We start from the raw sequence: 23,710 nt of genomic DNA on the forward strand, positions 1-23,710 counted from the left end.
TGAGTATGCACACCCATTACAGCGCAACGAGCACGCAACGTGGGATGACGTTGGTAGTGTGCCTGGTCTTTCTGCTCTTGCTGACTTTGATCGGCGTGTCGTCGATGCAGAACGCGACATTGCAGGAAAAGATGGCAGGCAGCGTGACCCTGCGCAACGGCTCGTTCCAGATAGCCGAAGCCATGCTGCGCATTGGCGAAAATACAGTGAAGCCAGAAGCCTACACCCTGACTTTCTGCAATACCGCAGTTACCTGTGCCCCGCCGACCAACGCCAATACCATTGGCACCAGCAACTATATTGCCGCCAATGGTGTGGTTTGGGTGCAGTCCGGGTCTGGCTATTACGCCATTCAGAAAGTAGGTACCACCAACAACCCGTCGATTCTTGCAAGTGGTTCGCCAATCAACACCACCAAAAAATTCTATGAGCTGTATCGCATTACCGGGGTAGGCATCCAGGGTACTTCGCGAACGGTGCTGGAGAGTGTCTATGCCAAGCAGCAGTAGAATGCGCGGCGTGATCAAGTTCTGTTCCGGGATACTTGCTGGATTGTACGTCAGTGCTCCGCTGTATGCCTTCGCACCAGCGGACTCTCCGTTGCTCAGCTCGGGGTCGGTCACGCCCAATGTGATGTTGCTGGTGGATGACTCCGGTAGTATGAATAACCTGATCCGCACAGCCGACTTCAATCAGGCTACCAGTCGTCCAACGATCTATAACTGCTACTACGCCACGTTCTGCGACCGATTCAGTGTCACAAACATCGACATGGACAGTGAAAATCTGTTCTACAGCAGTTTCAACCGGGGTGGATGCTCATTCGGTTATTCGGGATTCACGCGAGGTACCAACACGGTGTATTGCCTGCGCCTCCCGGATCCGGTGGGCAACGGCAGCACCCGCTATTCATCACGGTACATCTCTTACCTGATTGACCGGCTGCCGAGCGGCAGCACCAGCCGTGACTACATTGCCGACACAGCGGTGCCCGGAGACTATCGGATCAACGTTGCACGAGACGCGGCGACCGCGCTGGTCAACGCCAATCGCAACCTGCGTATCGGTCTGGCCACCTTTAACCCGCCGGCTCCCGGCAACCCAGGCCCGGGTGGCAATATTCCCCGCGCGATTGCCGACTTGAGCGCCAACAGTTCTACCACCACAGCCCAAGCTAACAGCAACTACAACGCATTGATCAATGCCATCGGCGACCTGGGCGCCATCGCCAACACACCGTTGGCGGAAGCCTACTACGAGGTGACGCGTTATTTCAGGGGGATGACGCCTTACTACAACAGCACGCCCAATACCTACACCAGCCCTATCCAGTACCGCTGCCAAAAGAACTACGGGGTAGTGATCACTGACGGCCTGCCTACTTATGACCGCACTTTCCCCACCAATGACCCACTCGGGGGATCAAGGCTGCCAAACTGGGACGGTGACAGCAGCAATGATGGCGATAATCTGACTGGTGACGGTGAGGGTGACACGTTGTACCTGGATGACATCGCCAAGTTTGCCAATGATATTGACATGCGGTCCGGCGGGACAGATACCGCCGGCAAGAGCTGGGATGCTGCGGATTTTCCCAAGCAGAACATGTCCACTTACACAGTAGGCTTCGCTGCCGACAATCAGATGCTGAAAGATGCGGCTGAAAAGACCGGTTATGGCCAGGGCAAATACTATCAAGCCACTGATGCTGCAGGCTTGAGCGCTGCCTTGACCGCTGCGCTTAACGATATTGCTTCCAAGGCTGGTTCAGGCGGGGGCGGTTCGGTCAACTCGGTCAATCTCACAGCGTCTTCGCAGTACTATCAAACATTCTACGACCCGACCGACTGGCGCGGTACGGTACGCGCCTATAACCTGGACAGTTCAGGCAATCCAGGCGCAACGGCGGTATGGAGCACGGATGACAAGGTTAAGTCGGCCGGGACTACGATTTTTCAGTCGTGGAACATACTCACCAGCCAGCCCATCGCACTATCATTGCTGAATTTCTCTCCTGCCCAGATCGCTACCCTGGCCGTCGGTGCATCGAGTCTCAACACTCTCCTCAATCCAGTTACCGCCAATGACCTGATCGAGTGGACGAAAGGCACCAACAAGACCGGGCTGAAGACGCGCTCGGTATTGCTGGGCGACATCATCAACTCACCCTTGGTGTATGCCTCGCCCACTGCCATTACCACTACCGACACGACAGGCGATTTCAGCTATACCACGTACCTTGGGACCAAGGCTGCGAGCATGAACCCCGCTCTGGTTGTCAACAGCAATGATGGGATGACCAACGTTTTGAATACCGATGGCACAAGGCGTTATGCCTATCTGCCATCTACCACGTTGGCCAATTTGAACGCAGTAGCCAACCCCAACTATATCAATGGTGTTGGCCATAAGTTCTTGAATGACGGTCAGTTGACTGTCGCAGACGCTCAAATCAACAACGGCTGGAAAACGCTGGCTTTGGGCGGTGTGGGGGCTGGCGGCAGGGCTTATTATGCGTTGCAGCTGTTTGAAGCCGGTGGTAGCAATACCACTCGTGCCCTTTGGGAAATCAACAGTAACACCACGGGCTACAGCAACATGGGCTATGCCTATGGCAAGCCGGAAGTGGCCCGATTGAAAGACGGTACCTGGGCAGCATTCATCTCGAACGGTTACGGCAGTACGACGGGGCGCGCGTCGCTGTTTGTGATCAATCTGGCTACCGGCGCGTTGATCAAAGAGATCCAGACCCCGATCGTTACAACAGGCGAAACCGACAACGGTCTGTCCTCGGTAGCGCTGGACATCAACAGCCAAGGCGTTATTCAGTACGCCTATGGTGGCGATCTGAAAGGGCGCATGTGGAAATTTGATTTCACCAGTACCACGAACGGCGTGGTCGGGTTCGCTAATACGCCACTGTTCACGGCTTCGGGTGGCGCGACCCAAGCTATCACCGCACAGCCAACCATAGGCAATTACACTCAGGGCCGGCAGATCATCTTCTTTGGTACAGGCAAGCTCAACGAGGTGGCGGACAAAACTACAACTACGACGCAGGCTTTCTACGCCATCGTCGACGCCAATGGCTCGACCGCGAACTACACCGAGTCGTTACTGCAACGCCAGACCATCACCAATATCACCGGCACCAAGGTCTACACCAGCCAGAATGAGGTGGACTACAACACCCGCAAGGGTTGGTACATGCCGCTGACCTACGGCACCACATCGACAGGGGAGCGGGTGCTTTATCCACCCTTGTTGATCGACGGTAACATTTTTTTCACTACCGCTATTCTTGACGTTTCGGACCCATGTTCGAGCGCTGGGTCAAGTAAGCTGATGGAAGTGAACGCCGAAAATGGCAAGATGATCACGAATTTCAACATCCTGAACGGTACTGAGGCAACTGCGGGAATGATCGTATCGGGAGGTTTGATCAATACCGCATCAATGATCTCTTATGTCGATTCCAATGGGAATGACATGATTGCTATCCAACTGCCTAGCACGGGTGACTCTACGACAGGCAGTGGCGGCGGGTCTCCTAAACAACAGGTGGTTTCCCCGAACCGCCGTATCATGTGGCAACAACGACAATGAGTGTCCGTATGCGCAGGCAAAAAGGCTTCACCCTTATCGAATTGATGATCGTGGTCGCCATCGTCGGCATCCTTGCTGCCATCGCCTACCCCAGCTACACCGAGTACGTGAAGCGCACGCACCGGGTGGAGATCGGCCAGGTGCTGGCCGAAGGTGCGCAGAATTTCGAGAGGGGGTTCACACGGACCGGCAGCTACGCCAACGTGCCCGACGTGGCGGGCAATGCCTGGTACAACATCGTGACGGCAAAGGACGCCACAACGTTCAGCCTGACGGCCGCGCCGAAGCCCGGCAGCATGATGGTCGGTGACAAGTGCGGCAGTTTCGTCATCAATCAAACCGGCGCGCGGACCAACACCGGCATGGCTGCCGGCAACACCTCAGCCACCTGCTGGGGCCGCTGAGCCTTCTTTGGAATCGTTTCATGTCTGACCATGTGTTGGTTGTCGGCGGCGGCGTAATGGGCCTGCTGACGGCCTACAATCTTGCTGCCCATGTGGGTCGCATTACCCTGATCGACCGCAGCGCGGTCGGCCAGGAGTCTTCCTGGGCCGGCGGTGGCATCGTTTCACCGCTGTATCCCTGGCGCTACAGGCCGGCGGTTACGGCGTTGGCGCATTGGTCGCAGGATTTCTATCCGCGCCTGGGGCAGCGCCTGGCCGTCGATACGGGCATCGATCCGCAGGTGTACACCACCGGTTTGTACTGGCTGGACCTGGACGATGAAGCCGAGGCGCTTGCCTGGGCACGGGCCAATGGTCGGCCGCTGGCGGCAGTGGATATTTCAGCTACCTACGAGGCCGTGCCGGTGCTGGGGCCCGGGTTCGGGCGCGCGATCCATATGGCCGATGTCGCCAATGTGCGCAATCCACGCTTGATCAAGGCTTTGAAAGCGGCCTTGTCGGCGCTGCCCAACGTGACGGTGCGCGAGCAGTGTGAAGTGCAGGGTTTTTTGCTCGATGGCCAGCGGGTGGTCGGCGTGCATTCAGCGCAGGGGGAGGTGCTGGCCGACGAGGTGGTGCTGACCGCGGGTGCCTGGAGCGGTGAGTTGTTGCAGACCCTGGGCATCGACTTGCCGGTGGAGCCGGTGAAGGGGCAGATGATCCTGTTCAAATGCGCAGCCGATTTTTTGCCGAGCATGGTACTGGCCAAGGGGCGCTATGCCATTCCCCGCCGCGATGGGCATGTATTGATCGGCAGCACGCTGGAGCATGCGGGCTTCGACAAGACGCCAACGGTAGAGGCGCTGAACAGCTTGCAGGCCTCGGCGGTCGATCTGCTGCCGGCCCTGGCCGAGGCCACGCCGGTGCAACAGTGGGCTGGGTTGCGTCCGGGGTCGCCGGAGGGGGTACCGTTCATTGGTGCGCTGCCGCGGCATCCGGGTTTGTGGTTGAACTGCGGGCACTACCGTAATGGGTTGGTGCTGGCGCCAGCGTCGTGTCGCCTGCTGGCCGACCTGCTGCTGGGTCGCGAAGCCGTGATTGATCCAGCCCCCTACGCGCCGCAAAACCGCATCCCCCTGTAGCAGCGGCGCGAGCCGCGTCCGGCCCCACCGCGTTCATTAGGCGCACCACACAAACCCTGTAGCAGCGGCGCAAGCCGCGTCCGGGTTTGACGCGGTGGCACGGAATCAATCCAGGCCCAGCTTTTTCAGGCGGTAGCGCATCGAGCGGAACGACATGTTCAACCGCTGCGCCGCTGCCGTGCGGTTCCAGCGGGTTTCTTCCAGCGCTTGCAGGATGAGCTTGCGCTCGACGCTTTCCAGGTAGTCTTCCAGGTTGTCGACCTGGGCCAGGCTAGGTTCGCCGGACTCCACGCTGACTGCCGTTTCGCTCAGGCGCAGGTCGCTCGCTTCGATGCGATCGTCTTCGCACAGGGTGTAGGCCCGTTCGAGCATGTTTTCCAGTTCGCGCACGTTGCCCGGAAAGCGGTAGCCCTTGAGGGTTTCCAGTGCCGCTGGGGTCAACTGCGCGGGCGGCAGGCCACTGCCCTGCGCCAGGCGTGCCAGCACGCTGGCAGCCAGCAGCGGAATGTCTTCACGGCGCTCGCGCAGGCAGGGCACGCGAAGCTCGATCACGTTGAGTCGGTAGTAGAGGTCCTGGCGAAAACGCTGCGCCGCCACCTCGGCTGCGAGGTCCTTGTGGGTCGCGCTGAGAATGCGCACATCGACCACGTTTTCGGTCTGCCCACCCACGGCGCGCACGGCCTTTTCCTGGATGGCGCGCAGCAGCTTCACCTGCATGGTCAACGGCAGGTCGGCCACTTCGTCGAGAAACAGCGTGCCGCCATTGGCTGCCTGAAACAGCCCCGGCTTGTCTTCGGTGGCACCGGTGAAGCTGCCCTTGCGATGGCCGAAGAATTCGCTCTCCATCAGCTCGGCGGGGATGGCCCCGCAGTTGACCGGAATGAACGGCCGATCCGCCCGCGGGCCCTGTTCGTGAATCAGCCGGGCGACCAGCTCCTTGCCGCTGCCCGACTCACCGCTGATGTAGACCGGCGCCTGACTGCGTGCCAGCCGGCCGATCTGCTTGCGCAGCCCCAGCATGGGTGGCGAGTCGCCAAGCAGGCGCTGGTCGATGCTCGGTTCCTTGCCGACCGGGGCGGGCGCCGGCATGCGCAGCGCGGTGCCGACCAGCTCGCGCAGGCGCGGCAGGTCGACCGGCTTGGTGAGGAAATCGAAGGCACCGGCCTTGAGCGCATTGATGGCGGTGTCCAGGCTGCCGAACGCGGTGATCATCGCCACCGGCACATGCGGGTAGCGCTGCTGGATGAACTGCACCAGCTCAAGACCGGTGCCGTCGGGCAGGCGCATGTCGGTCAGGCACAGGTCGAACGATTCGCGACCCAGCCATTCGCGGGCCTCGTTGACGTCGCGTGCGCTGCGGGTTTCCAGTTTCATGCGGCCGAGGGTGATCTCCAACAGTTCGCGGATGTCCGGCTCGTCATCCACGATCAGAATTTTTTGCCTGGCGCTCATAGTCATCCCTGTTTGCGCGGGTGGGCGAAGGTGATGCGCATGCAGCTGCCCCCTTTTTCACGTGCTCTGTAGTCTAGGTGGGCCTGGTTGCTTTCGCACAGCTCGCGGGAAATATACAGGCCCAGCCCGGTGCCGTTGCTTTCGGTGGTGAAGAAAGGCTCGAACATGTGCTGCAACTGATCGGCGGCAAAGCCCGGCCCATCGTCCAGCACCTCGAGGATCGGCAGGCCGTCGGTCGGCTCCACGAAAAGATTCAACCAGACCTGCGCGCGACCCTGTTGCTGGGCGCTGTAGCGCAGGCCGTTTTCCACCAGATTGTTCAATACCTGGGTCAGCTGGTTGGCATCCATGCGGGTTTCCAGGGTGCCGTCGCTGACATGCATGTGCAGTTGCTGGCCCGGGCGCGCGGTGGTGCGAAAGTCACTGACGAAGTTTTCCAGCCACGCCTTGAGGTCCAGCGGGTGCGGTGCGCTGGGGCGCCGGCGCGACAGCTGCAGCACGTTCTCGATGATCAGGTTCATGCGCTTGCATTGATCCTGAATGATCTGCGTCAGACGCCGGTCGGCTACCGGCAGGTCTTCGGATTCCTGCAGCAATTGCCCGGCATGGCTGATGGCGCCCAGCGGGTTGCGGATCTCGTGGGCGATACTGGCCGTGAGGCGGCCGAGCGCGGCCAGCTTGAGTTGCTGGGCCTGCTGCGCGATCTGCGACAGGTCTTCGAGAAACACCAGGGTCTGCTGCTGTTCACCGCCGCGACGCAGGGCAATGAAGCTGGCCTGGATCGACGGCCCGGTAGGGGAGAACTTGAGGCTTTTCACGCGCAGGGCAGGGTTGGTCTGCCACTGCAGCAACCGTTCGATCAGGTCGGGTGAGTGGACGGCGATCAGCTCACCATTGAGTGTCATGCGGCCAAAAAGCCCCAAGGCGCCCTGGTTGGCCAGCTGCACCCGCAGTTCGGTGTCCAGCACCAGGATGCCGGTGCGCATGCGCTGCAGAATCAGCGCGTTCAGGGCTTCCAGGCTGGTGACGTCACTGGCGCGCTGCTCGGCCAGGTTCTCACTGGTGCGCAACAGGCGACTGAGGCCTTGAACCACGAACCACACGGCGAAGCAGAGCACACCCAGAGTGCTGGCCTGCAGGTAGTCGTTGGCGGCAGTGGGGCGCGAGATGCTCAGGTAGAACGTCAGGTAGATGATGCCGATGGTGGCCAGCGCGGCGATCAACAGGCCCAGGCGGTTGCGCAGCAGCAGATTGCCCATGGCCACCGAGGCGATCATCAGGTTGCCGATACCGCTGGGTGTACCGCCGCCGGCGTAGAACAGGCCCGCGAGCATGATCACGTCGGCAGTGGCCAGGCTGAACACCGGCAAGACCCGACGCGGGTTGCCCATCAGCACCACGACCAGGATGTTGAGGATCAGGTACAGCCAACTGCCGGCGCGAAACAGTTCGCCATCGGCAACTTCCAGCAGGCGGTTGTCCATGTTGCTGGAAATCAGCAGGACCAGCGACAGGCCGATGGTCAAGCGGTAGAGGTGGTACAGGCGCAGCATCCGCTGCGCCTGGGCGCCGCCGAGAAACTGCGCTTCAGCGGGCACCGTTGCCGGGCCCTTGCTCCAGGTGCGGCTTGCTGCAATACCAATGGCTGTCGCGGCGCAGCGCGCTGTCTTCTGGCAGATGCACGCCGCACTGGGCGCATCGAACCATGCTCAGCGATGCCGGCTTGTCATCCTGGCGAGGCGCGCGCGCCGGGTTCTTGAATTTGCGCCACAGCCAAATGGCGGCGAACACGACGGCGATCCAGAAAATCAGGCGAATCATGGGATGGTCAGCTTTGCCAGGGGAGATGGCGCAGTGTAGGAGCGCGCCCGATGCGGAGCAAGCGGCGAAAAAAAAGGGGCCATCAGGCCCCTTTTTTCAATGCAACCCAGCTTCAGTCGAACAGACCGAAGGTGGCGTAGCTGAACCACGAACGGCTCTTGCCTTCTTCGGCGTTTGGCTGCTGCTGGTCGGCGGTGCCGCCGTCTTCAGGTGGCAGCAGTTCTTTCGGAATGGCGTCGCGCGCTTCCTGATACTGACGCTGCACATCCTGGTTGGCGCGGGTTTCGCCCGGCGGCAGCGGGTCGGTGTTGTTGCCGATCCAGCCCAGGGTGGCCTTGGAGATCCACGAGCGGTTGTCCGCTTCGTCCTGCTGGGGCACGAACTTGCCGTCTTCCAGGCTCGGGTGATCCGGGTAGTTGGTCTTCAGGGTGTCGAGGCTGGTCGCGGCCAGGTCATCCAGGTGCAGACGCATGTAGGCTTCGGTCATCACCGCCAGGCCGTCGCCGACGGACGGCGTTTCCTGGAAGTTTTCCACCACGTAGCGGCCACGGTTGGCAGCAGCGACGTAGGCCTGACGGGTCAGGTAGTAGTCAGCCACGTGGATCTCGTAGGACGCCAGCAGGTTGCGCAGGTAGATCATGCGCTGCTTGGCATCGGGCGCGTAGCGGCTGTTGGGGTAGCGGCTGGTGAGCTGGGCGAACTCGTTGTAGGAGTCGCGGGCAGCACCCGGGTCACGCTTGGTCATGTCCAGCGGCAGGAAGCGCGCCACCAGGCCACGGTCCTGGTCGAACGAGGTCAGGCCCTTGAGGTAATAGGCATAGTCGACGTTCGGGTGCTGCGGGTGCAGGCGAATGAAACGCTCGGCAGCCGACTTCGCCGCTTCCGGCTCGGAGTTCTTGTAGTTGGCGTAGATCAGCTCGAGCTGCGCCTGGTCGGCATAGCGGCCGAACGGATAACGCGACTCCAGCGCCTTGAGCTTGGCCGTGGCACTGGTGTAGCTATTGTTGTCCAGGTCGGCCTGCGCCTGCTGGTACAGCTCGACTTCGCTGAGGTTTTCATCGACCACTTCCTTGGTCGAAGAACAGGCCGCGGTGAATCCGAGGATGGCGATCAGCAGCAGGTGTTTCACTTGCATGGCGGCTAGCGTCCCTATAAACGGCCGCTGTCTCGGGCGTGGCCGTCCTGTTATGATGAGCACCCCGTGGAACCACCGGGGCAAAAGACGCCGTATTTAACCACAAGCGTGCAGCCGAAACCAAAGGCTGTGCCGCCGCCTAGTCCGAGCATGTCCGAGATCATACAACTTCGCGCAGAGGTACCGTCCGATTTGGGCGGACAACGCCTCGACCAAGTCGCCGCCCAATTATTCGCTGAGCACTCGCGCTCGCGCCTTTCCGCCTGGATAAAAGAGGGCCGCCTGACCGTGGACGGGGGCGTTCTGCGCCCGCGCGATACCGTGCATGGCGGTGCCCTGCTCGAGCTCAATGCCGAACAGGAAGCCCAAGGTGAATGGGTGGCCCAGGACATCGATCTGGACATCGTCTACGAAGACGACCAGATCCTTGTCATCAACAAGCCGGCCGGCCTGGTGGTCCATCCGGCCGCCGGCCACGCCGACGGCACGCTGCTCAACGCACTGCTGCACCACGTGCCGGACATCATCAACGTGCCGCGTGCCGGCATCGTCCACCGCCTGGACAAGGACACCACCGGTCTGATGGTGGTGGCCAAGACCATTCAGGCGCAGACGCAGCTGGTGACCCAACTGCAGAGCCGCTCGGTCAGCCGCATCTATGAATGCATCGTGATCGGCGTGGTTACCGCAGGCGGCAAGATCAACGCGCCGATCGGTCGGCACGGCCAGCAGCGCCAGCGCATGGCGGTGATGGAAGGCGGCAAGCAAGCCGTCAGCCACTATCGCGTGCTCGAGCGTTTCCGCTCCCACACCCATGTGCGGGTCAAGCTGGAAACCGGTCGGACCCACCAGATCCGCGTGCACATGTCGCACATCAACTTCCCGTTGGTGGGCGATCCGGCCTACGGCGGCCGCTTCCGCATTCCCCCTGCGGCCAGCGCCACCATGGTCGATGCGTTGAAAACCTTCCCGCGCCAGGCCCTGCATGCGCGCTTCCTCGAGCTGGATCATCCGACGACCGGTGAGCGCATGGGCTGGGAATCGCCCTTGCCCGACGACTTCGTCTGGCTGCTGTCGCTGCTCAAGCAGGATCGCGAGGCCTTCATCGGGTGACCACGTTCGCGCAGGGCCTGCTGTTTCCCGACTGGCCGGCTCCGGCGTCGGTGAGGGCCTGCGTGACCACCCGTGAAGGCGGCGTCAGCCCGGCGCCGTATGCCAGTTTGAACCTGGGCGCGCATGTGGGCGACGATCCACAGTGCGTGGTGCAGAACCGCCTGCGTCTGACTGCCCACTTCGGTATCCTGCCGGCCTGGCTGAGCCAGGTGCATGGGATCCGTGTGGTCGAGGCCGACCCGAGCCGCGTGCTCGAGGCGGATGCGAGCTGGACCACCACCCCCGGCATTGCCTGTACCGCCATGACTGCCGATTGCCTGCCTGCGTTGTTCTGCAACCAGGCAGGTACCCGCGTGGCAGCGGCCCACGCCGGGTGGCGCGGGTTGGCGGCCGGGGTGCTGGAAGCCACTGTCGATGGTTTCCAGCAACCGCCCGGGCAACTGATGGCTTGGCTGGGGCCAGCCATCGGTCCGCGTCGGTTCGAGGTCGGCGCCGAGGTGCGCGAGGCGTTCATGGCGACCCATCCGCAAGCGGCAGATGCGTTCGTGCTGGGCGCCGCGCCTGGCAAGTTCCTGGCTAATATCTATGCGTTGGCGAGGATTCGCCTGGCAGCGGTGGGGGTGACGGCGGTGTATGGCGGGGGGATGTGTACCGTGGAAGATGAGCGGTTCTTTTCCTATCGTCGCGCGTCGGTCACCGGGCGCTTCGCTTCACTGGTGTGGCTGGAACCCTAGCTTCGCAGCCGATGGCCCCTTCGCGGGCAGAGCCCGGCTCCCACACTGGGCTCGCTGAGAGGCCATCAATCTGCATTTGTGGGAGCGGGGCTCTGCCCGCGAAGAGGCCGGCACTGACACAACCTATCTAGATCTGCAACCCCCGTCCTTGAATCTTCACCAACACCCCCCATCTAACTGTCATCCCCGGCAGGTTTTCTTCATCAGGTGTGTCCATCGCTCCGGCCTGCCCCTTTTCAGGAAGGTGACTCATGCGTATAGACCGTTTGACCAGCAAGCTTCAACTCGCGTTATCCGACGCACAATCCCTGGCCGTTGGCATGGACCATCCGGCCATCGAACCGGCGCATCTGATGCAGGCGCAGCTCGACCAGCAGGGCGGTTCGATCCGTCCGTTGCTCATGCAGGTGGGCTTCGACGTCAACAGCCTGCGCAAGGCGCTGAGCAAAGAGCTCGACCAACTGCCGAAAATCCAGAACCCGACCGGCGACGTCAACATGTCCCAGGACCTGGCGCGCCTGCTCAACCAGGCCGACCGGCTGGCGCAGCAGAAGGGCGATCAGTTCATCTCCAGCGAACTGGTACTGCTGGCGGCCATGGACGACAACAGCAAGCTGGGCAAGCTGCTGTTGGGCCAGGGCGTCAGCAAGAAGGCGCTGGAAAATGCTATCAGCAACCTGCGCGGTGGCGAGGCGGTCAACGACCCCAACGCCGAGGAGTCGCGCAAGGCCCTGGAAAAATACACCGTCGACCTGACCAAGCGCGCCGAGGAAGGCAAGCTCGACCCGGTGATCGGCCGTGACGACGAGATCCGTCGGACCATCCAGGTGCTGCAGCGCCGCACCAAGAACAACCCGGTACTGATCGGTGAGCCCGGTGTGGGCAAGACTGCCATTGCCGAAGGCCTGGCCCAGCGCATCATCAATGGCGAAGTCCCCGATGGCTTGCGCGGCAAACGCCTGCTCAGCCTGGACATGGGCGCGCTGATCGCCGGCGCCAAGTTTCGCGGCGAGTTCGAGGAGCGCCTGAAATCGCTGCTCAATGAGCTGTCCAAGCAGGAAGGGCAGATCATTCTGTTCATCGACGAACTGCACACCATGGTCGGCGCCGGCAAAGGCGAAGGCTCGATGGATGCGGGCAATATGCTCAAGCCGGCACTGGCCCGTGGCGAGCTGCACTGCGTAGGTGCCACCACGCTCAACGAGTACCGCCAGTACATCGAGAAGGATGCCGCCCTGGAGCGGCGCTTCCAGAAGGTGCTGGTCGAGGAGCCGAGCGAGGAAGACACCATCGCCATCCTGCGTGGCCTCAAGGAGCGCTACGAGGTTCACCACAAGGTGGCCATCACTGACGGCGCGATCATCGCGGCAGCCAAGCTCAGCCATCGCTATATCACTGACCGCCAGTTGCCCGACAAGGCCATCGACCTGATCGACGAGGCGGCCAGCCGCATCCGCATGGAGATCGACTCCAAGCCCGAAGTGCTCGACCGCCTGGAGCGCCGTCTGATCCAGCTCAAGGTCGAGTCCCAGGCCTTGAAGAAAGAAGATGACGAGGCCGCGATCAAGCGTCTGGAAAAACTGACCGAGGAAATCAACCGGCTGGAGCGCGAATACGCCGACCTGGAAGAGATCTGGACCTCGGAAAAGGCCGAAGTGCAGGGGTCGGCGCAGATTCAGCAGAAGATCGAACAATCGCGTCAAGAACTGGAAGCCGCGCGTCGGCGCGGGGATTTGAGCCGTATGGCCGAGTTGCAGTACGGGGTCATCCCCGATCTGGAACGCAGCCTGCAGATGGTCGACCAGCACGGCAAAAGCGAGAACCAGTTGCTGCGCAGCAAGGTGACCGAGGAAGAAATCGCCGAGGTGGTTTCCAAGTGGACGGGGATTCCCGTGTCGAAGATGCTCGAAGGCGAGCGCGACAAGCTGCTGAAGATGGAAAGCCTGCTGCACCAGCGCGTGATCGGCCAGGAAGAGGCCGTGGTGGCGGTGTCCAACGCAGTGCGGCGCTCGCGTGCCGGATTGTCCGATCCCAACCGGCCCAGCGGCTCGTTCATGTTCCTCGGCCCCACCGGTGTGGGCAAGACCGAACTGTGCAAGGCGCTGGCCGAGTTTCTCTTCGATACCGAAGAGGCAATGGTGCGCATCGACATGTCCGAGTTCATGGAGAAGCATTCGGTCGCTCGCCTGATCGGTGCGCCACCCGGCTACGTTGGCTATGAAGAGGGCGGCTACCTGACCGAAGCGGTACGTCGCAAACCGTACTCGGTGTTGCTGCTCGATGAAGTCGAAAAGGCTCACCCGGACGTGTTCAACGTGCTGTTGCAAGTGCTGGAAGATGGCCGTCTGACCGACAGCCACGGACGTACCGTGGACTTCCGCAACACCGTGATCGTCATGACTTCGAACCTGGGGTCGGCGCGCATCCAGGAGCTGGTCGGCGACCGCGAGGCGCAGCGCGCGGCGGTCATGGATGCGGTCACCAGCCATTTCCGGCCCGAGTTCGTCAATCGGATCGACGAGGTGGTGATCTTCGAGCCGCTGGCGCGCGACCAGATCGCCGGGATCACGCAGATCCAGCTGGCCCGCTTGCGCAGCCGTCTGGCCGAGCGCGATCTGAGCTTGGAGCTGAGCGACGAGGCGCTGGATAAGCTGATCGCGGTGGGCTACGACCCGGTGTATGGCGCGCGTCCGTTGAAGCGTGCGATTCAGCGCTGGATCGAGAACCCGCTGGCACAGCTGATTCTCTCGGGCAAATTCCTGCCAGGGACATCGGTGCAGGCGTCGGTGGTGGATGATGAGATTGTGTTTGCTTGAGTGATGAGTGGCAGTGAGGGCCTTTTCGCGGGCAGAGCCCGCTCCCACAGGTACTCAGGCTTTAGTGGGAGCGGGGCGGGCGGCAAGCCCTCTGCCCGCGAAGAGGCCCTCACTAACCCACCCCATTGATTTACCGTTGCATTTTCGTTTCAAGGCTTGTAAAGTGCGCCCCGCTGTACGTCATCCCGCAGAGCCACTGGCTTCACCGGTTCTGAAAAAAAGTTGCAAATCAGTGTCTTGAAAGCAATTTAAAGGGTTGACAGAGGTTTTGAAAATTGTAGAATAGCGCGCCTCAGAGACATGAACGCAGCGATGCGAACGGGTCGAAGAGTTCAAGGCGGTAGTGATACAGGCTTGAAGCTGCAGCGGTTGTAGATGTACTGAAATTGATAGTTCCGTGATAGCTCAGTCGGTAGAGCAAATGACTGTTAATCATTGGGTCCCAGGTTCGAGTCCTGGTCACGGAGCCAAATTTCGTATCGGGGTATAGCGCAGTCCGGTAGCGCGCCTGCTTTGGGAGCAGGATGTCAGGAGTTCGAATCCCCTTACCCCGACCATATTTGGGTCGTTAGCTCAGTTGGTAGAGCAGTTGGCTTTTAACCAATTGGTCGTAGGTTCGAATCCCACACGACCCACCATTTTTGATTCCGGTTCGCTGGATCGAATCTTAAAAAGCCCCACCGTTTAACAGCAGTGGGCAGCAGAAAAGGCGCCTTCCGGGGTGCCTTTTTTGTACCGGGGTATAGCGCAGTCCGGTAGCGCGCCTGCTTTGGGAGCAGGATGTCAGGAGTTCGAATCCCCTTACCCCGACCATATTCATGAAAAAAGGCGCCTGTCATGGGCGCCTTTTTTTTTGCCTTCCATTCCGCCCCTGTAGCAGCGGCGCAAGCCGCGTCCGCCAGCACCCGTTGTATCAGACACACCACGTAGCCGGTAACGCGGCGTACCCCTGTAGCAGCGGCGCAAGCCGCGTCCGGCCACACCGCGGAGTGTCAAACACACCGCATCGCCAATGACGCGGCTCGCGCCGCTGCTACGGGGATTGCAGGCAACGATGGGTCAATGCAGCTTCAGTCGCGGCTCCGTGCCTCGTCCGATACGGCTGCCCAGCATCAACATGCCGGTGCGGAACAGGCCATACAGCGCCGCCTGGTGCATCCGGTACAGCGACACGTAGAACATCCGCGCCAGCCAGCCTTCGAGCATGACGCTGCCGGTCAGGTTGCCCATCAGGTTGCCCACCGCCGAGAAGTGCGAGAGGGAAATCAGCGAGCCGTAATCCTTGTAGGTGTACTCCGGCAGCGCCTTGCCTTCGATGCGCAGCTTCAGCGACTTGGCCAGCAACGAGGCCTGCTGGTGGGCTGCCTGCGCGCGCGGTGGCACGTTGCGGTCGGTGCCCGGCTGCGGGCACGCCGCACAGTCACCGAAGGCAAAGATGTCATCGTCACGGGTGGACTGCAGGGTAGGGCGTACCACCAACTGATTGATGCGGTTGGTTTCCAGACCATCGATCTCCTTGAGGAAGCCAGGCGCACGAATACCGGCTGCCCACACCTTCAAACTGGCCGGAATCACCTGGCCGCTGCTGGTCAGCAGGCTTTCTGCAGTCACCTCGCTCACCGCGGCATTGGTCAAGACCGTCACACCGAGCTTCTCCAAGGTCTGGTGCACCGGCTGACCGATGCGCTCGGGCAGCGCCGGCAGCACCCGTGGGCCGGCTTCGATCAAGGTGATGCGCATGTTCTCGGGTGCGATGCGGCCCAGGCCATACGCAGCCAGCTCCTTGGCCGCGTTGTGCAACTCGGCCGCCAGCTCGACCCCGGTAGCACCGGCGCCAACGATAGCGACGCTGATCTGCGCACGGCTCTCGTCGTGCCCGGCATGGGCGCGCAGGTAGTGATTGAGCAGTTGCTGGTGGAAGCGCTCGGCCTGCTTGCGGGTATCGAGAAACAGGCAGTGCTCCGCCGCCCCCTGGGTGCCGAAGTCGTTGGTGGTGCTGCCTACCGCAATCACCAGCGTGTCATAGCCGATGCTGCGCGCCGGTACCAGCTCCAGGCCGGTTTCCGGATCGAGGGTGGCGCTCAATTGGATCTGTTTGGCCGCGCGGTCCAGGCCGCTCATGCGGCCAAGCTGAAACTCGAAATGATTCCACTTGGCCTGGGCCACATAGTTGAGCTCGTCTTCGGACGAATTCAGAGAGCCGGCGGCCACTTCATGCAGCAGTGGCTTCCAGATATGGGTCAGGTTGGCGTCCACCAGCGTGACGCTGGCCGTACCGCGCTTGCCCAGAGTCTTGCCCAGGCTGGTGGCCAGTTCCAGGCCGCCGGCGCCGCCGCCGACAATAACGATGCGATGTGTCATGGAAAGCTCTCATAAGGTTAACGAATTCGGGTGTCTGCGAGGGGTGGGCGAGCGCAAGGCAGCTCAGAGCGCCACACCTTCGAACAGATGGATCGACAAGCCCTGCTACGGCTGTCCCCAGGGCAAGGAGCAGGTGCTCGACTTGCAACCGAGGCGCGCACGAGTGACCGCCGATCAATGGGCGAGTGTCACGTGGCAGGGCAGGCGACCCTGAACAGGTAGACGTTTCAGACGCTGGCAAGGCTACAGGGTTCCTGACGGGCGGTGCGGGCGAGAGCGCTTTGTATCATCCGCACGGCCCCTGCGCCATGACTGGTAAAAGGGTGGGTTCACAAACTGATGCCCACATCGAAAACGATGCTGCGGCCCAGGTTGTTGCGTAGGAAATCCGGCGCATCCGGATGAGCGAACAAGACCCGGGCAAAGGTGGGTCCGACCAGCGACAGCGAGCGCCAGCCTTGGCGAAGAAACTCGGTAGGCGGCGGAAAATGGCTGTTCAAGTCCAGGGTTTCGCGCTTGAGGCTAGCGAAGGCAATGATGTCCAGCTCACCGAGGTCCAGCCCGCGTTCGCGGTAGTTGTGGGCTTTCTTGCGCAAGGTCGGTGCCAGCCGCTGCAGCAGCTCGGGCGCGCGGATGCGTTTGGGGCGTGCCTCGCGCCGGACCAGTTGGCTGAGGGAGAAAGCGCTGCGGCGGCGCTGCAACTCCTCGCGCCATTCATCGTTGAGCCTGCGCCCTTCGTCGAGCACGAAGAACACTTCGAAACTGGCTTCACGGAACAGCACGTCCGGCGGCTCCTGGCCGGCGGGGGTGAATTCATCGTCACGGTAGGCGATGTTCAGGCCCTGCAACAGGCGCTCGCACACCCAACGCTCGCGCTCCCACTTGCGCGCATTGGAGAGGAAGGCATTGGCCTGTTCGGCCTGGCTGGTGAGCAAACGCAGGTAGTCGGAGTCATCCATAACCCTAGCTTAGCCCGCCTGTGCGACGAAAAGAATAACAGCCGACGCTTCAAAATCTCTCGGCGATGGGTAAGGATGGGATTTTCCTAGGAGCTGCACCATGCCCAGCATCAAGATCACCTCCGGCGGCTACGAATTCTTGGCCGAAACCCATCCCGATGCGCCGCAGACGGTGGATGCGTTTCTCAAGCTGCTGCCGTATCGGCAGAAGATCATCCATGTGCGCTGGAGTGGCGAGGCGTGCTGGGTGCCGCTGGGTGAATTCCAGTTGCTGCGCGGTGACGAGCGGGTCGGGTTCGAGAACCACACCAGCCACCCGTCGGTGGGGGACGTGTTGTTTTATCCCGGGCCGTACAGCGAGACGGAGATCCTGCTGGCTTACGGCTCCTGCTGCTTCGCCAGCAAGATGGGGCAGTTGGCCGGCAATCACTTTCTTACCGTGGTGCAGGGCAAGGAAAACCTCCGCGCCCTGGGCGTGAAGACCTTGTGGGAAGGTGCGCAAGAGGTGTTGTTCGAATTGGCGTGACCGCCTTGTAGATAACCTGTAGGAGCGGTCCGTGGCCGCGGACCAGACACCGCGTTGTGCCAGACAATCCGCAGAGCCCTCTTCGCGGCCGATGACCGCTCCTACGGGTACCCGATATGCACTGTAGGAGCGGTCCGTGGCCGCGAACCAGGCACAGGTGCAAGCACTATTGCCTGGTGCCCCATTGCCTCAATGCCCGCGCGGTGGCAGGTCCTCGCTGTACAGGTCGTCCTCGGCATCCGGGCTCACCGGAATCTTGTGCTCCTCGGACGCCCAGGCGCCCAGGTCAATCAATTTGCAACGATCGGAACAGAACGGCCTGTTCGCATTCGCTGCCTTCCATTCCACCGGCGCCCCGCAAGTTGGGCAATCAACGATCAAGGGTTGGCTCATTCTCGGCCTCCACGCAAAGTCAGATAAAAAGCATGCAGCCGCTCGACCTCCGAGTGCAGCCCGGCCAGATCGCGGTCGTTGACCAGCACATCGTCCGCCAGCGCCAGCCGCTGCTCGCGGCTCGCCTGGGCTTTCAGAATCGCCTGGACCTGCTCGGGCGTGGTGTGATCGCGCAGTAAAGTCCGCGCAACCCGCACCGCCTCCGGCGCATCCACCACCAGCAAGCGCTGGGTAGTCCGATACTGCCCCGACTCGACCATCAGCGGCGACACGAACACCGCATAGGGCGACGTCGCCGAAGCCAGCGACTGGGCGATTTCCTCGGCGATCAACGGATGCAGCAAAGCCTCGACCCAGCGCCGCTCCTGCGCATCCTCGAAGATCACCTTGCGCAACGCCCCACGGTCGAGGCTGCCGTCGGCCTGCAACAGCGCCGCACCATAGCGCTGCACCAGCGCCGCCAGCGCTGGCCGCCCTGGCTCCACCACCCAGCGCGAAGCCTGATCGGCGTCCACCACGTGCACGCCCAACTCGGCAAAGCGTTGCGCTGCCGCGCTCTTGCCGCTGGCGATGCCACCGGTGAGGCCCAGCACCCAAGGTTTATCCACAGCTGTTGTCATCGGAACCCGGCAAACTGCATGTATGAAGTGGTTATTTGATCACCCCACAGCAATGCAATCCACCCCGCGATGGCCAGATAAGGCCCGAACGGGATCGGCGTACTGGTTTGCGCGTTGCGCATCCGCAGCATCAACACCCCCAGCACCGCTCCCACCAGCGACGACAACAGAATGGTCAGCGGCAATATCTGCCAGCCACCCCAAGCCCCGAGCATGGCCAGCAACTTGAAATCGCCGTAGCCCATGCCTTCCTTGCCGGTGATCAACTTGAACACCCAATACACCAGCCACAGGCTCAGATAACCCGCCACCGCGCCCCACAGCGCGTCGTAGAGATTGGTAAACAACCCCTGGCCATTGACGATCAACCCCAGCCACAGCAACGGCAGCACCAGCACATCCGGCAGCAATTGGTGATCGGCATCGATCAGACTCATCGCCAGCAAGCCCCAGGTCAGCAGCAAAAACGCACCGGCCTGCCAGCTCAAGCCGAAGTGATACACCACAAAGGCACTCAAGATGCCCGTGGCCACTTCCAACAGCGGATAGCGCAGGCTGATCTTCGCCCGACAACTGGCACACTTGCCCCGCAGCATCAGGTAGCTCACCACCGGGATGTTCTCCCAGGCGCGGATCTTGTGGGCACAGTGTGGGCATTCGGAGTGCGGCAGCAGCAGGTTGTACGTGCCGCCCTTGGGCTCTGGGGGCAGGCCAAGCATTTCTCGGGACTGCGTGATCCAGTCACGGTCGAGCATGATGGGCAGGCGGTGGATAAGGACGTTGAGGAAGCTGCCGATGATGAGGCCCAGGAGGAGGGCGCAGAACATAAGGGCCAGCGGGCTGGCCAGGAATTCAAGTAGGAGCATGTTAGACGACGGAGCCGAGTTGGAAGATGGGAAGGTACATCGCAATAACCAGGCCACCGACCACCACGCCCAGTACAGCCATGATCATCGGCTCCATGAGGCTGGTGAGGCTGTCGACCATGTTGTCGACCTCGGCTTCGTAGATGGTTGCTACGCGGTCGAGCATGTCGTCTAAAGCGCCGGATTCTTCGCCGATGGCGGTCATTTGGATGGCCAAGGCGGGGAACATTTTGGTAGCGCGCATGGATACATTAAGTTGCATGCCAGTTGATACGTCCTGTCGGATACTAATCACGGCCCTTTTGAATAGTATGTTTCCCGTCGCGCCTGCTACAGAATCTAATGCCTCGACTAACGGTACGCCAGCGGCAAATGTTGTAGAAAGAGTTCGCGCATAGCGTGCTACCGATGATTTGTAGATTAAAGGTCCGATAACTGGAATTTTCAAAAGTATTCGATCTATACCATTGCGAAATTTTTGGTTGGATCTATGTAGTCTTTTAAAGGCGAAGCCTAGTCCAATAATGGCTCCCAATATGACTAACCACCACTTCTGCACTACCTCGGATAGGCTGATTACCATAAGTGTAAAGGCGGGGAGTTCTGCGCCAAAGCCCTCGAACACTGTTTGGAATTGAGGTACGACCTTAATGAGCAGTATTGCCGAAACTATAAGTGCCACGACCAGCACTGCTATTGGGTATGTCATTGCCTTTTTAATCTTAGCTTTGAGTGCTTCGGTCTTTTCTTTGTAAGTTGCAACTCTATCCAGCAAGGTTTCCAGGGCTCCCGCCTGTTCGCCAGCGTTTACAAGGTTGCAATAAAGTTCGTCAAAGTATTGAGGTTTTTTTGCTAGGGACGAAGCGAAGCTATTGCCTGCTGCTACTTCCTGTTTAAGTTCGTCGACAAGCTTCCTCATCGCACGGTTTTCAAATCCCTCACTAATTATGTCGAAAGACTGTAGTAACGGTACGCCTGCGCGCATCATGGTGGCCATCTGCCTAGTGAATAAGGCAATGTCCTTTGGCTTTATCTTCTTATCTCTATCAAATATTGATGTAGTTTTTTTGCGAATTTTCCCTGGTGTAATACCTTGTTTTCGGAGCTGTGCTTTGACTAGGGCAGGGCCAGTAGAACTCATTTCGCCGGCAACTGCAGAACCTTTTCGGTCTTTTCCATCCCAGACATAAGTGGTTGGTTTTCTGCCCACGGAAGCCATCATTAATCCTTAGTTACGCGATTGACTTCAGCAAGACTTGTCACGCCTTGCATAACCTTTACTAAACCTGATGAGCGCAAGTCACTGAAGCCATCTGCACGCATCTGTGCAGAAATCTCGATTGAGTTCCCTGCTTCCATGATCAGTTTCTGAAGAGCTGGGGTGTTTTTGACGACTTCGTAGATACCCTGGCGACCTCTATATCCACCATTGCAGTGATCGCATCCTACAGGCTCGTATATTTTGAAACTACCTATCATATCAAGCGGGAATCCTTCTTCAACTTGCGATTCTTTAGGGATATCAGCCTCTTTTTTGCAATTTTGGCACAATTTCCTGGCTAGGCGTTGCGCAATGATGAGGCTCACGGAGGTCGCAATGTTAAAGCTGGCTACACCCATATTTTGCAATCGAGTCAAAGTCTCGGCCGCACTATTTGTATGAAGTGTAGATAAAACTAAGTGACCAGTTTGAGCCGCTTTTATCGCGATTTCGGCCGTTTCTAGATCTCGAATTTCACCGACCATAATGACATCAGGGTCTTGGCGAAGAAACGAACGTAGCGCTTGCGCGAAATCAAGGCCTTGCCGATTATTCACGTTGACCTGATTGATGCCTTCCATATTGATCTCTACGGGGTCTTCAGCGGTAGAAATGTTTATGTCTACGGTATTTAAAATATTTAATCCCGTATAAAGCGAAACGGTTTTACCCGAACCAGTTGGGCCGGTAACTAATATCATGCCCTGAGGCTGTCTCAGTGCTTGCATGTACAGGTCTTTCTGGTGTGGCTCATATCCTAAAGCGTCGATGCCCATCTGAGCGCTTGATGGGTCCAAAATCCGCATTACAATCTTCTCGCCCCATAAGGTGGGCAAAGTGTTCACACGAAAATCTATTGCCTTGTTTTTTGATATCCGCATTTTAATGCGGCCATCCTGAGGTCTGCGACGCTCAGATATATCCAGACTTGCCATGACCTTCAGGCGTGCAGCAATCCGACCTGCTAGGTTAATAGGAGGTCTAGCTATCTCGCGTAACATTCCATCTGTACGAAATCTAACTCTATAGACCTTTTCATACGGTTCAAAATGGAGGTCTGATGAACCACTGCGAATTGCATCTAGGAGCATCTTGTTTACGAACCTGACTACCGGTGCATCATCGGCGTCCTGAGTGATAGGGCTGTCGTTAGTCCCATCGACGGTTTCAACATCAAGGCTACTTAGATCTACATCGGCCAGATCTTCCAATCCGGTAGTGCCATTGTCAAAAAATTTATCTATTGCGATAGTGAGCTTATCATCTTCGACTAATATGGCTTCTGCGTTTAGCCCTGTGCTAAACTGTATATCAGTAATCGCCTGATGATTAGTTGGGTCGGATATACCAATGAAAATTTTGTTCGCTCGTTTGAATAAGGGAATCGCATGATGCTGGCGGATAAGTTTTTCGCTGACTAGTCCTTTGGGTTGGCTGTGCGGATCAATGGAATTAAGGTCGACAAATGACACTCCAAATTGATCTGCGGCAACTTCAGCGATTTGTCTGCTGCCAATTAGCTTGTTCTGAACTAAGAAATGCACGAATGGCATTCTGCTGCGCTGAGCTTGCTGATAAGCCTGTTGCGCGCTTTTCTCGGTGATCAGTTCAGCTACGACCAGTTGCTTGGCCAAGCCGGTAAGGGTGATGTCGTTCATTTCAGCACCGAATTGCGATATAGGCTCTTTTATAACGCACTCGGCACGCAACGCCAAATTGCATTGTACAAGAGACAAAAATTGTCAGCTTGTGCTGAATTTTGTTCAGATCGATGTCGAGAAATTCGTATTCAGGCATTGCCTGTCTGCAGATGATGACTTTGGCACGTTGCATGCAGCGTGACAAAAGTTCACGTAAATTCTCGCCGCTGGAGGCGCTGCCATGAAAGCTCAGAAAGGTTTTACTCTTATCGAACTGATGATCGTTGTTGCGATCATTGGCATCCTCGCTGCTATCGCGATTCCTCAATACCAAAACTACGTTACCAGAGCGCGTTGGGCAGATAACAATACGATTATCGCCCCGGTCAAAGCTGCCGTTGCAGAATGCCTACAGCTCAACAATAGTGCTATTGCGTCATGCAACACTGTTGCGTTGTTGACCGCTGCCACAGGCTATGCGGCATTGCCGACTGCAAACGCTAGTCCTAATTTGGCAGGCGTAGCGTACGCTGGCACAATCGTGGTAACAGGTACCGCTGCGGCTGCAGGCTGCGTGGTGACATGGACACCGAACTTGACAGATGCTAACAAGATAACCTGGACCGCAGCAAACGGCGCAGGTTGCACTCGCTCTCAAACCGGCGTTGGTGCATAATTTTGATGAAAGCGAGGCAGGTCTATTTTTGACGTGCCTCGCCATTCAATTTCTTATTAGTGATTTTTCTTGAAGCAACATGTGATAAGCCGGTGTAGCTCAGTCGGTAGAGCAGCGCACTCGTAACGCGAAGGTCGTAGGTTCGATTCCTATCTCCGGCACCATCCAATCTCAGCCCAGATCCTAAGACCAGTTTCGTTAACCCT

The 23,710-nt window shown here is 59.3% G+C and carries 20 protein-coding genes and 5 tRNA genes; 14 read left to right on the top strand and 11 right to left on the bottom strand.

Annotated features, from left to right (window positions below):
• Positions 1 to 5 precede the first annotated feature (5 nt).
• The 4 genes from IFT80_RS13360 to thiO are packed head-to-tail and all read left to right on the top strand — an operon-like array spanning position 6 to position 5,131.
• Positions 6 to 509 (top strand): pilus assembly PilX family protein, encoded by a 504-nt coding sequence (locus IFT80_RS13360; RefSeq protein ID WP_446730995.1) that lies wholly within the window; start codon positions 6 to 8, stop codon positions 507 to 509.
• Positions 493 to 3,606, top strand: a complete 3,114-nt coding sequence (locus IFT80_RS13365; protein ID WP_446730992.1) for a pilus assembly protein — start codon at positions 493 to 495, stop codon at positions 3,604 to 3,606. The genes IFT80_RS13360 and IFT80_RS13365 overlap by 17 nt, the downstream gene beginning before the upstream one ends.
• 8 nt (positions 3,607 to 3,614) lie before the next feature.
• The gene (locus IFT80_RS13370; RefSeq protein WP_192054754.1) at positions 3,615 to 4,010 is read left to right on the top strand and encodes a type IV pilin protein; all 396 of its coding nucleotides are present in this window, start codon (positions 3,615 to 3,617) and stop codon (positions 4,008 to 4,010) included.
• 20 nt (positions 4,011 to 4,030) lie between these two features.
• A complete protein-coding gene (gene thiO, locus IFT80_RS13375; RefSeq protein WP_192102648.1) occupies positions 4,031 to 5,131 on the top strand; it encodes a glycine oxidase ThiO in 1,101 nt (366 codons plus the stop codon).
• A 105-nt stretch (positions 5,132 to 5,236) separates the two neighbouring features.
• Here thiO and IFT80_RS13380 read toward each other — a convergent pair whose 3' ends face one another.
• From IFT80_RS13380 to IFT80_RS13395, 4 genes are all read right to left on the bottom strand, one after another.
• On the bottom strand, positions 5,237 to 6,583 hold the full coding sequence (locus IFT80_RS13380) for a sigma-54-dependent transcriptional regulator (protein WP_192137706.1): 1,347 nt from the start codon (positions 6,581 to 6,583) through the stop codon (positions 5,237 to 5,239).
• Positions 6,584 to 6,585: 2 nt separating this feature from the next.
• Positions 6,586 to 8,181, bottom strand: a complete 1,596-nt coding sequence (locus tag IFT80_RS13385; protein WP_446730993.1) for a sensor histidine kinase — start codon at positions 8,179 to 8,181, stop codon at positions 6,586 to 6,588.
• Positions 8,171 to 8,404: a PP0621 family protein gene (locus IFT80_RS13390; RefSeq protein WP_122475309.1), complete on the bottom strand. Its 234-nt coding sequence runs from the start codon at positions 8,402 to 8,404 to the stop codon at positions 8,171 to 8,173. Before IFT80_RS13390 ends, IFT80_RS13385 begins: the two co-directional genes overlap by 11 nt.
• Before the next feature lie 112 nt (positions 8,405 to 8,516).
• Positions 8,517 to 9,539 carry an outer membrane protein assembly factor BamD gene (locus IFT80_RS13395; RefSeq protein WP_185795218.1) on the bottom strand — a complete coding sequence of 341 codons (1,023 nt, stop codon included), beginning with the start codon at positions 9,537 to 9,539 and terminating at the stop codon, positions 8,517 to 8,519.
• A 150-nt stretch (positions 9,540 to 9,689) separates the two neighbouring features.
• On the opposite strand from IFT80_RS13395, the gene rluD reads away from it, so the two are divergent.
• The 7 genes from rluD to IFT80_RS13430 all read left to right on the top strand — a co-directional run bounded on the left by rluD (position 9,690) and on the right by IFT80_RS13430 (position 15,015).
• On the top strand, positions 9,690 to 10,652 hold the full coding sequence (gene rluD, locus IFT80_RS13400; RefSeq protein ID WP_122475306.1) for a 23S rRNA pseudouridine(1911/1915/1917) synthase RluD: 963 nt from the start codon (positions 9,690 to 9,692) through the stop codon (positions 10,650 to 10,652).
• Positions 10,649 to 11,386 (top strand): peptidoglycan editing factor PgeF, encoded by a 738-nt coding sequence (gene pgeF / locus IFT80_RS13405; RefSeq protein ID WP_192137707.1) that lies wholly within the window; start codon positions 10,649 to 10,651, stop codon positions 11,384 to 11,386. Before rluD ends, pgeF begins: the two co-directional genes overlap by 4 nt.
• Positions 11,387 to 11,637: 251 nt before the next feature.
• Positions 11,638 to 14,202 carry an ATP-dependent chaperone ClpB gene (gene clpB, locus IFT80_RS13410; protein WP_122795378.1) on the top strand — a complete coding sequence of 855 codons (2,565 nt, stop codon included), beginning with the start codon at positions 11,638 to 11,640 and terminating at the stop codon, positions 14,200 to 14,202.
• 394 nt (positions 14,203 to 14,596) lie between these two features.
• Positions 14,597 to 14,672 (top strand) — tRNA-Asn (locus tag IFT80_RS13415).
• Positions 14,673 to 14,682: 10 nt separating this feature from the next.
• Positions 14,683 to 14,759 (top strand) — tRNA-Pro (locus IFT80_RS13420).
• A gap of 5 nt (positions 14,760 to 14,764) precedes the next feature.
• Positions 14,765 to 14,840: transfer RNA gene (locus IFT80_RS13425), tRNA-Lys, on the top strand.
• 98 nt (positions 14,841 to 14,938) lie between these two features.
• Positions 14,939 to 15,015, top strand: a tRNA-Pro gene (locus tag IFT80_RS13430).
• Positions 15,016 to 15,261: 246 nt separating this feature from the next.
• Here IFT80_RS13430 and IFT80_RS13435 read toward each other — a convergent pair.
• Both IFT80_RS13435 and IFT80_RS13440 read right to left on the bottom strand, forming a co-directional pair.
• Complete coding sequence (locus tag IFT80_RS13435; protein WP_122795377.1) at positions 15,262 to 16,563, bottom strand: NAD(P)/FAD-dependent oxidoreductase; 1,302 nt, start codon at positions 16,561 to 16,563, stop codon at positions 15,262 to 15,264.
• A gap of 329 nt (positions 16,564 to 16,892) precedes the next feature.
• Positions 16,893 to 17,522 (bottom strand): DUF1780 domain-containing protein, encoded by a 630-nt coding sequence (locus IFT80_RS13440; RefSeq protein WP_122475299.1) that lies wholly within the window; start codon positions 17,520 to 17,522, stop codon positions 16,893 to 16,895.
• A 100-nt stretch (positions 17,523 to 17,622) separates the two neighbouring features.
• Here IFT80_RS13440 and IFT80_RS13445 point away from each other — a divergent pair, with 100 nt between their 5' ends.
• Positions 17,623 to 18,048: a DUF3830 family protein gene (locus tag IFT80_RS13445; RefSeq protein ID WP_192102643.1), complete on the top strand. Its 426-nt coding sequence runs from the start codon at positions 17,623 to 17,625 to the stop codon at positions 18,046 to 18,048.
• Positions 18,049 to 18,237: 189 nt separating this feature from the next.
• Here the strand turns inward: IFT80_RS13445 and yacG are convergent, their stop codons facing one another.
• From yacG to pilB, 5 genes are read right to left on the bottom strand one after another with little or no spacing between them, the layout of a single operon-like run.
• Positions 18,238 to 18,441: a DNA gyrase inhibitor YacG gene (gene yacG, locus IFT80_RS13450; RefSeq protein ID WP_192137708.1), complete on the bottom strand. Its 204-nt coding sequence runs from the start codon at positions 18,439 to 18,441 to the stop codon at positions 18,238 to 18,240.
• On the bottom strand, positions 18,438 to 19,061 hold the full coding sequence (coaE, locus tag IFT80_RS13455; protein ID WP_192137709.1) for a dephospho-CoA kinase: 624 nt from the start codon (positions 19,059 to 19,061) through the stop codon (positions 18,438 to 18,440). Before coaE ends, yacG begins: the two co-directional genes overlap by 4 nt.
• Positions 19,058 to 19,927, bottom strand: coding sequence for a prepilin peptidase (locus IFT80_RS13460; protein ID WP_192137710.1), 870 nt, complete (start codon positions 19,925 to 19,927; stop codon positions 19,058 to 19,060). The genes coaE and IFT80_RS13460 overlap by 4 nt, the downstream gene beginning before the upstream one ends.
• A gap of 1 nt (position 19,928) precedes the next feature.
• Complete coding sequence (locus tag IFT80_RS13465; RefSeq protein ID WP_192137711.1) at positions 19,929 to 21,146, bottom strand: type II secretion system F family protein; 1,218 nt, start codon at positions 21,144 to 21,146, stop codon at positions 19,929 to 19,931.
• 2 nt (positions 21,147 to 21,148) lie between these two features.
• Positions 21,149 to 22,846: a type IV-A pilus assembly ATPase PilB gene (gene pilB / locus IFT80_RS13470; protein WP_192137712.1), complete on the bottom strand. Its 1,698-nt coding sequence runs from the start codon at positions 22,844 to 22,846 to the stop codon at positions 21,149 to 21,151.
• Positions 22,847 to 23,069: 223 nt separating this feature from the next.
• Here pilB and IFT80_RS13475 point away from each other — a divergent pair, with 223 nt between their 5' ends.
• Positions 23,070 to 23,504, top strand: coding sequence for a pilin (locus tag IFT80_RS13475; RefSeq protein WP_192137713.1), 435 nt, complete (start codon positions 23,070 to 23,072; stop codon positions 23,502 to 23,504).
• An 88-nt stretch (positions 23,505 to 23,592) separates the two neighbouring features.
• Positions 23,593 to 23,668 (top strand) — tRNA-Thr (locus IFT80_RS13480).
• The last annotated feature ends 42 nt before the right edge of the window (positions 23,669 to 23,710 follow it).

Source organism: Pseudomonas sp. CFBP 8771, from assembly GCF_014841695.1.
GTDB classification, from domain to species: Bacteria; Pseudomonadota; Gammaproteobacteria; order Pseudomonadales; family Pseudomonadaceae; genus Aquipseudomonas; species Aquipseudomonas baltica.

Excerpts from the sequence above, each read along its gene's own strand:
- IFT80_RS13435 (WP_122795377.1), bottom strand. The coding sequence starts at position 16,563 with ATGACACATCGCATCGTTATTGTCGGCGGCGGCGCCGGCGGCCTGGAA.
- rluD (WP_122475306.1), top strand. The coding sequence starts at position 9,690 with ATGTCCGAGATCATACAACTTCGCGCAGAGGTACCGTCCGATTTGGGC.
- IFT80_RS13395 (WP_185795218.1), bottom strand. The coding sequence starts at position 9,539 with ATGCAAGTGAAACACCTGCTGCTGATCGCCATCCTCGGATTCACCGCG.
- IFT80_RS13360 (WP_446730995.1), top strand. The coding sequence starts at position 6 with ATGCACACCCATTACAGCGCAACGAGCACGCAACGTGGGATGACGTTG.
- IFT80_RS13445 (WP_192102643.1), top strand. The coding sequence starts at position 17,623 with ATGCCCAGCATCAAGATCACCTCCGGCGGCTACGAATTCTTGGCCGAA.
- pilB (WP_192137712.1), bottom strand. The coding sequence starts at position 22,846 with ATGAACGACATCACCCTTACCGGCTTGGCCAAGCAACTGGTCGTAGCT.
- IFT80_RS13440 (WP_122475299.1), bottom strand. The coding sequence starts at position 17,522 with ATGGATGACTCCGACTACCTGCGTTTGCTCACCAGCCAGGCCGAACAG.
- IFT80_RS13380 (WP_192137706.1), bottom strand. The coding sequence starts at position 6,583 with ATGAGCGCCAGGCAAAAAATTCTGATCGTGGATGACGAGCCGGACATC.
- coaE (WP_192137709.1), bottom strand. The coding sequence starts at position 19,061 with ATGACAACAGCTGTGGATAAACCTTGGGTGCTGGGCCTCACCGGTGGC.
- IFT80_RS13465 (WP_192137711.1), bottom strand. The coding sequence starts at position 21,146 with ATGGCTTCCGTGGGCAGAAAACCAACCACTTATGTCTGGGATGGAAAA.
- clpB (WP_122795378.1), top strand. The coding sequence starts at position 11,638 with ATGCGTATAGACCGTTTGACCAGCAAGCTTCAACTCGCGTTATCCGAC.
- thiO (WP_192102648.1), top strand. The coding sequence starts at position 4,031 with ATGTCTGACCATGTGTTGGTTGTCGGCGGCGGCGTAATGGGCCTGCTG.
- IFT80_RS13475 (WP_192137713.1), top strand. The coding sequence starts at position 23,070 with ATGAAAGCTCAGAAAGGTTTTACTCTTATCGAACTGATGATCGTTGTT.
- IFT80_RS13365 (WP_446730992.1), top strand. The coding sequence starts at position 493 with ATGCCAAGCAGCAGTAGAATGCGCGGCGTGATCAAGTTCTGTTCCGGG.
- IFT80_RS13390 (WP_122475309.1), bottom strand. The coding sequence starts at position 8,404 with ATGATTCGCCTGATTTTCTGGATCGCCGTCGTGTTCGCCGCCATTTGG.
- yacG (WP_192137708.1), bottom strand. The coding sequence starts at position 18,441 with ATGAGCCAACCCTTGATCGTTGATTGCCCAACTTGCGGGGCGCCGGTG.
- IFT80_RS13370 (WP_192054754.1), top strand. The coding sequence starts at position 3,615 with ATGCGCAGGCAAAAAGGCTTCACCCTTATCGAATTGATGATCGTGGTC.
- IFT80_RS13460 (WP_192137710.1), bottom strand. The coding sequence starts at position 19,927 with ATGCTCCTACTTGAATTCCTGGCCAGCCCGCTGGCCCTTATGTTCTGC.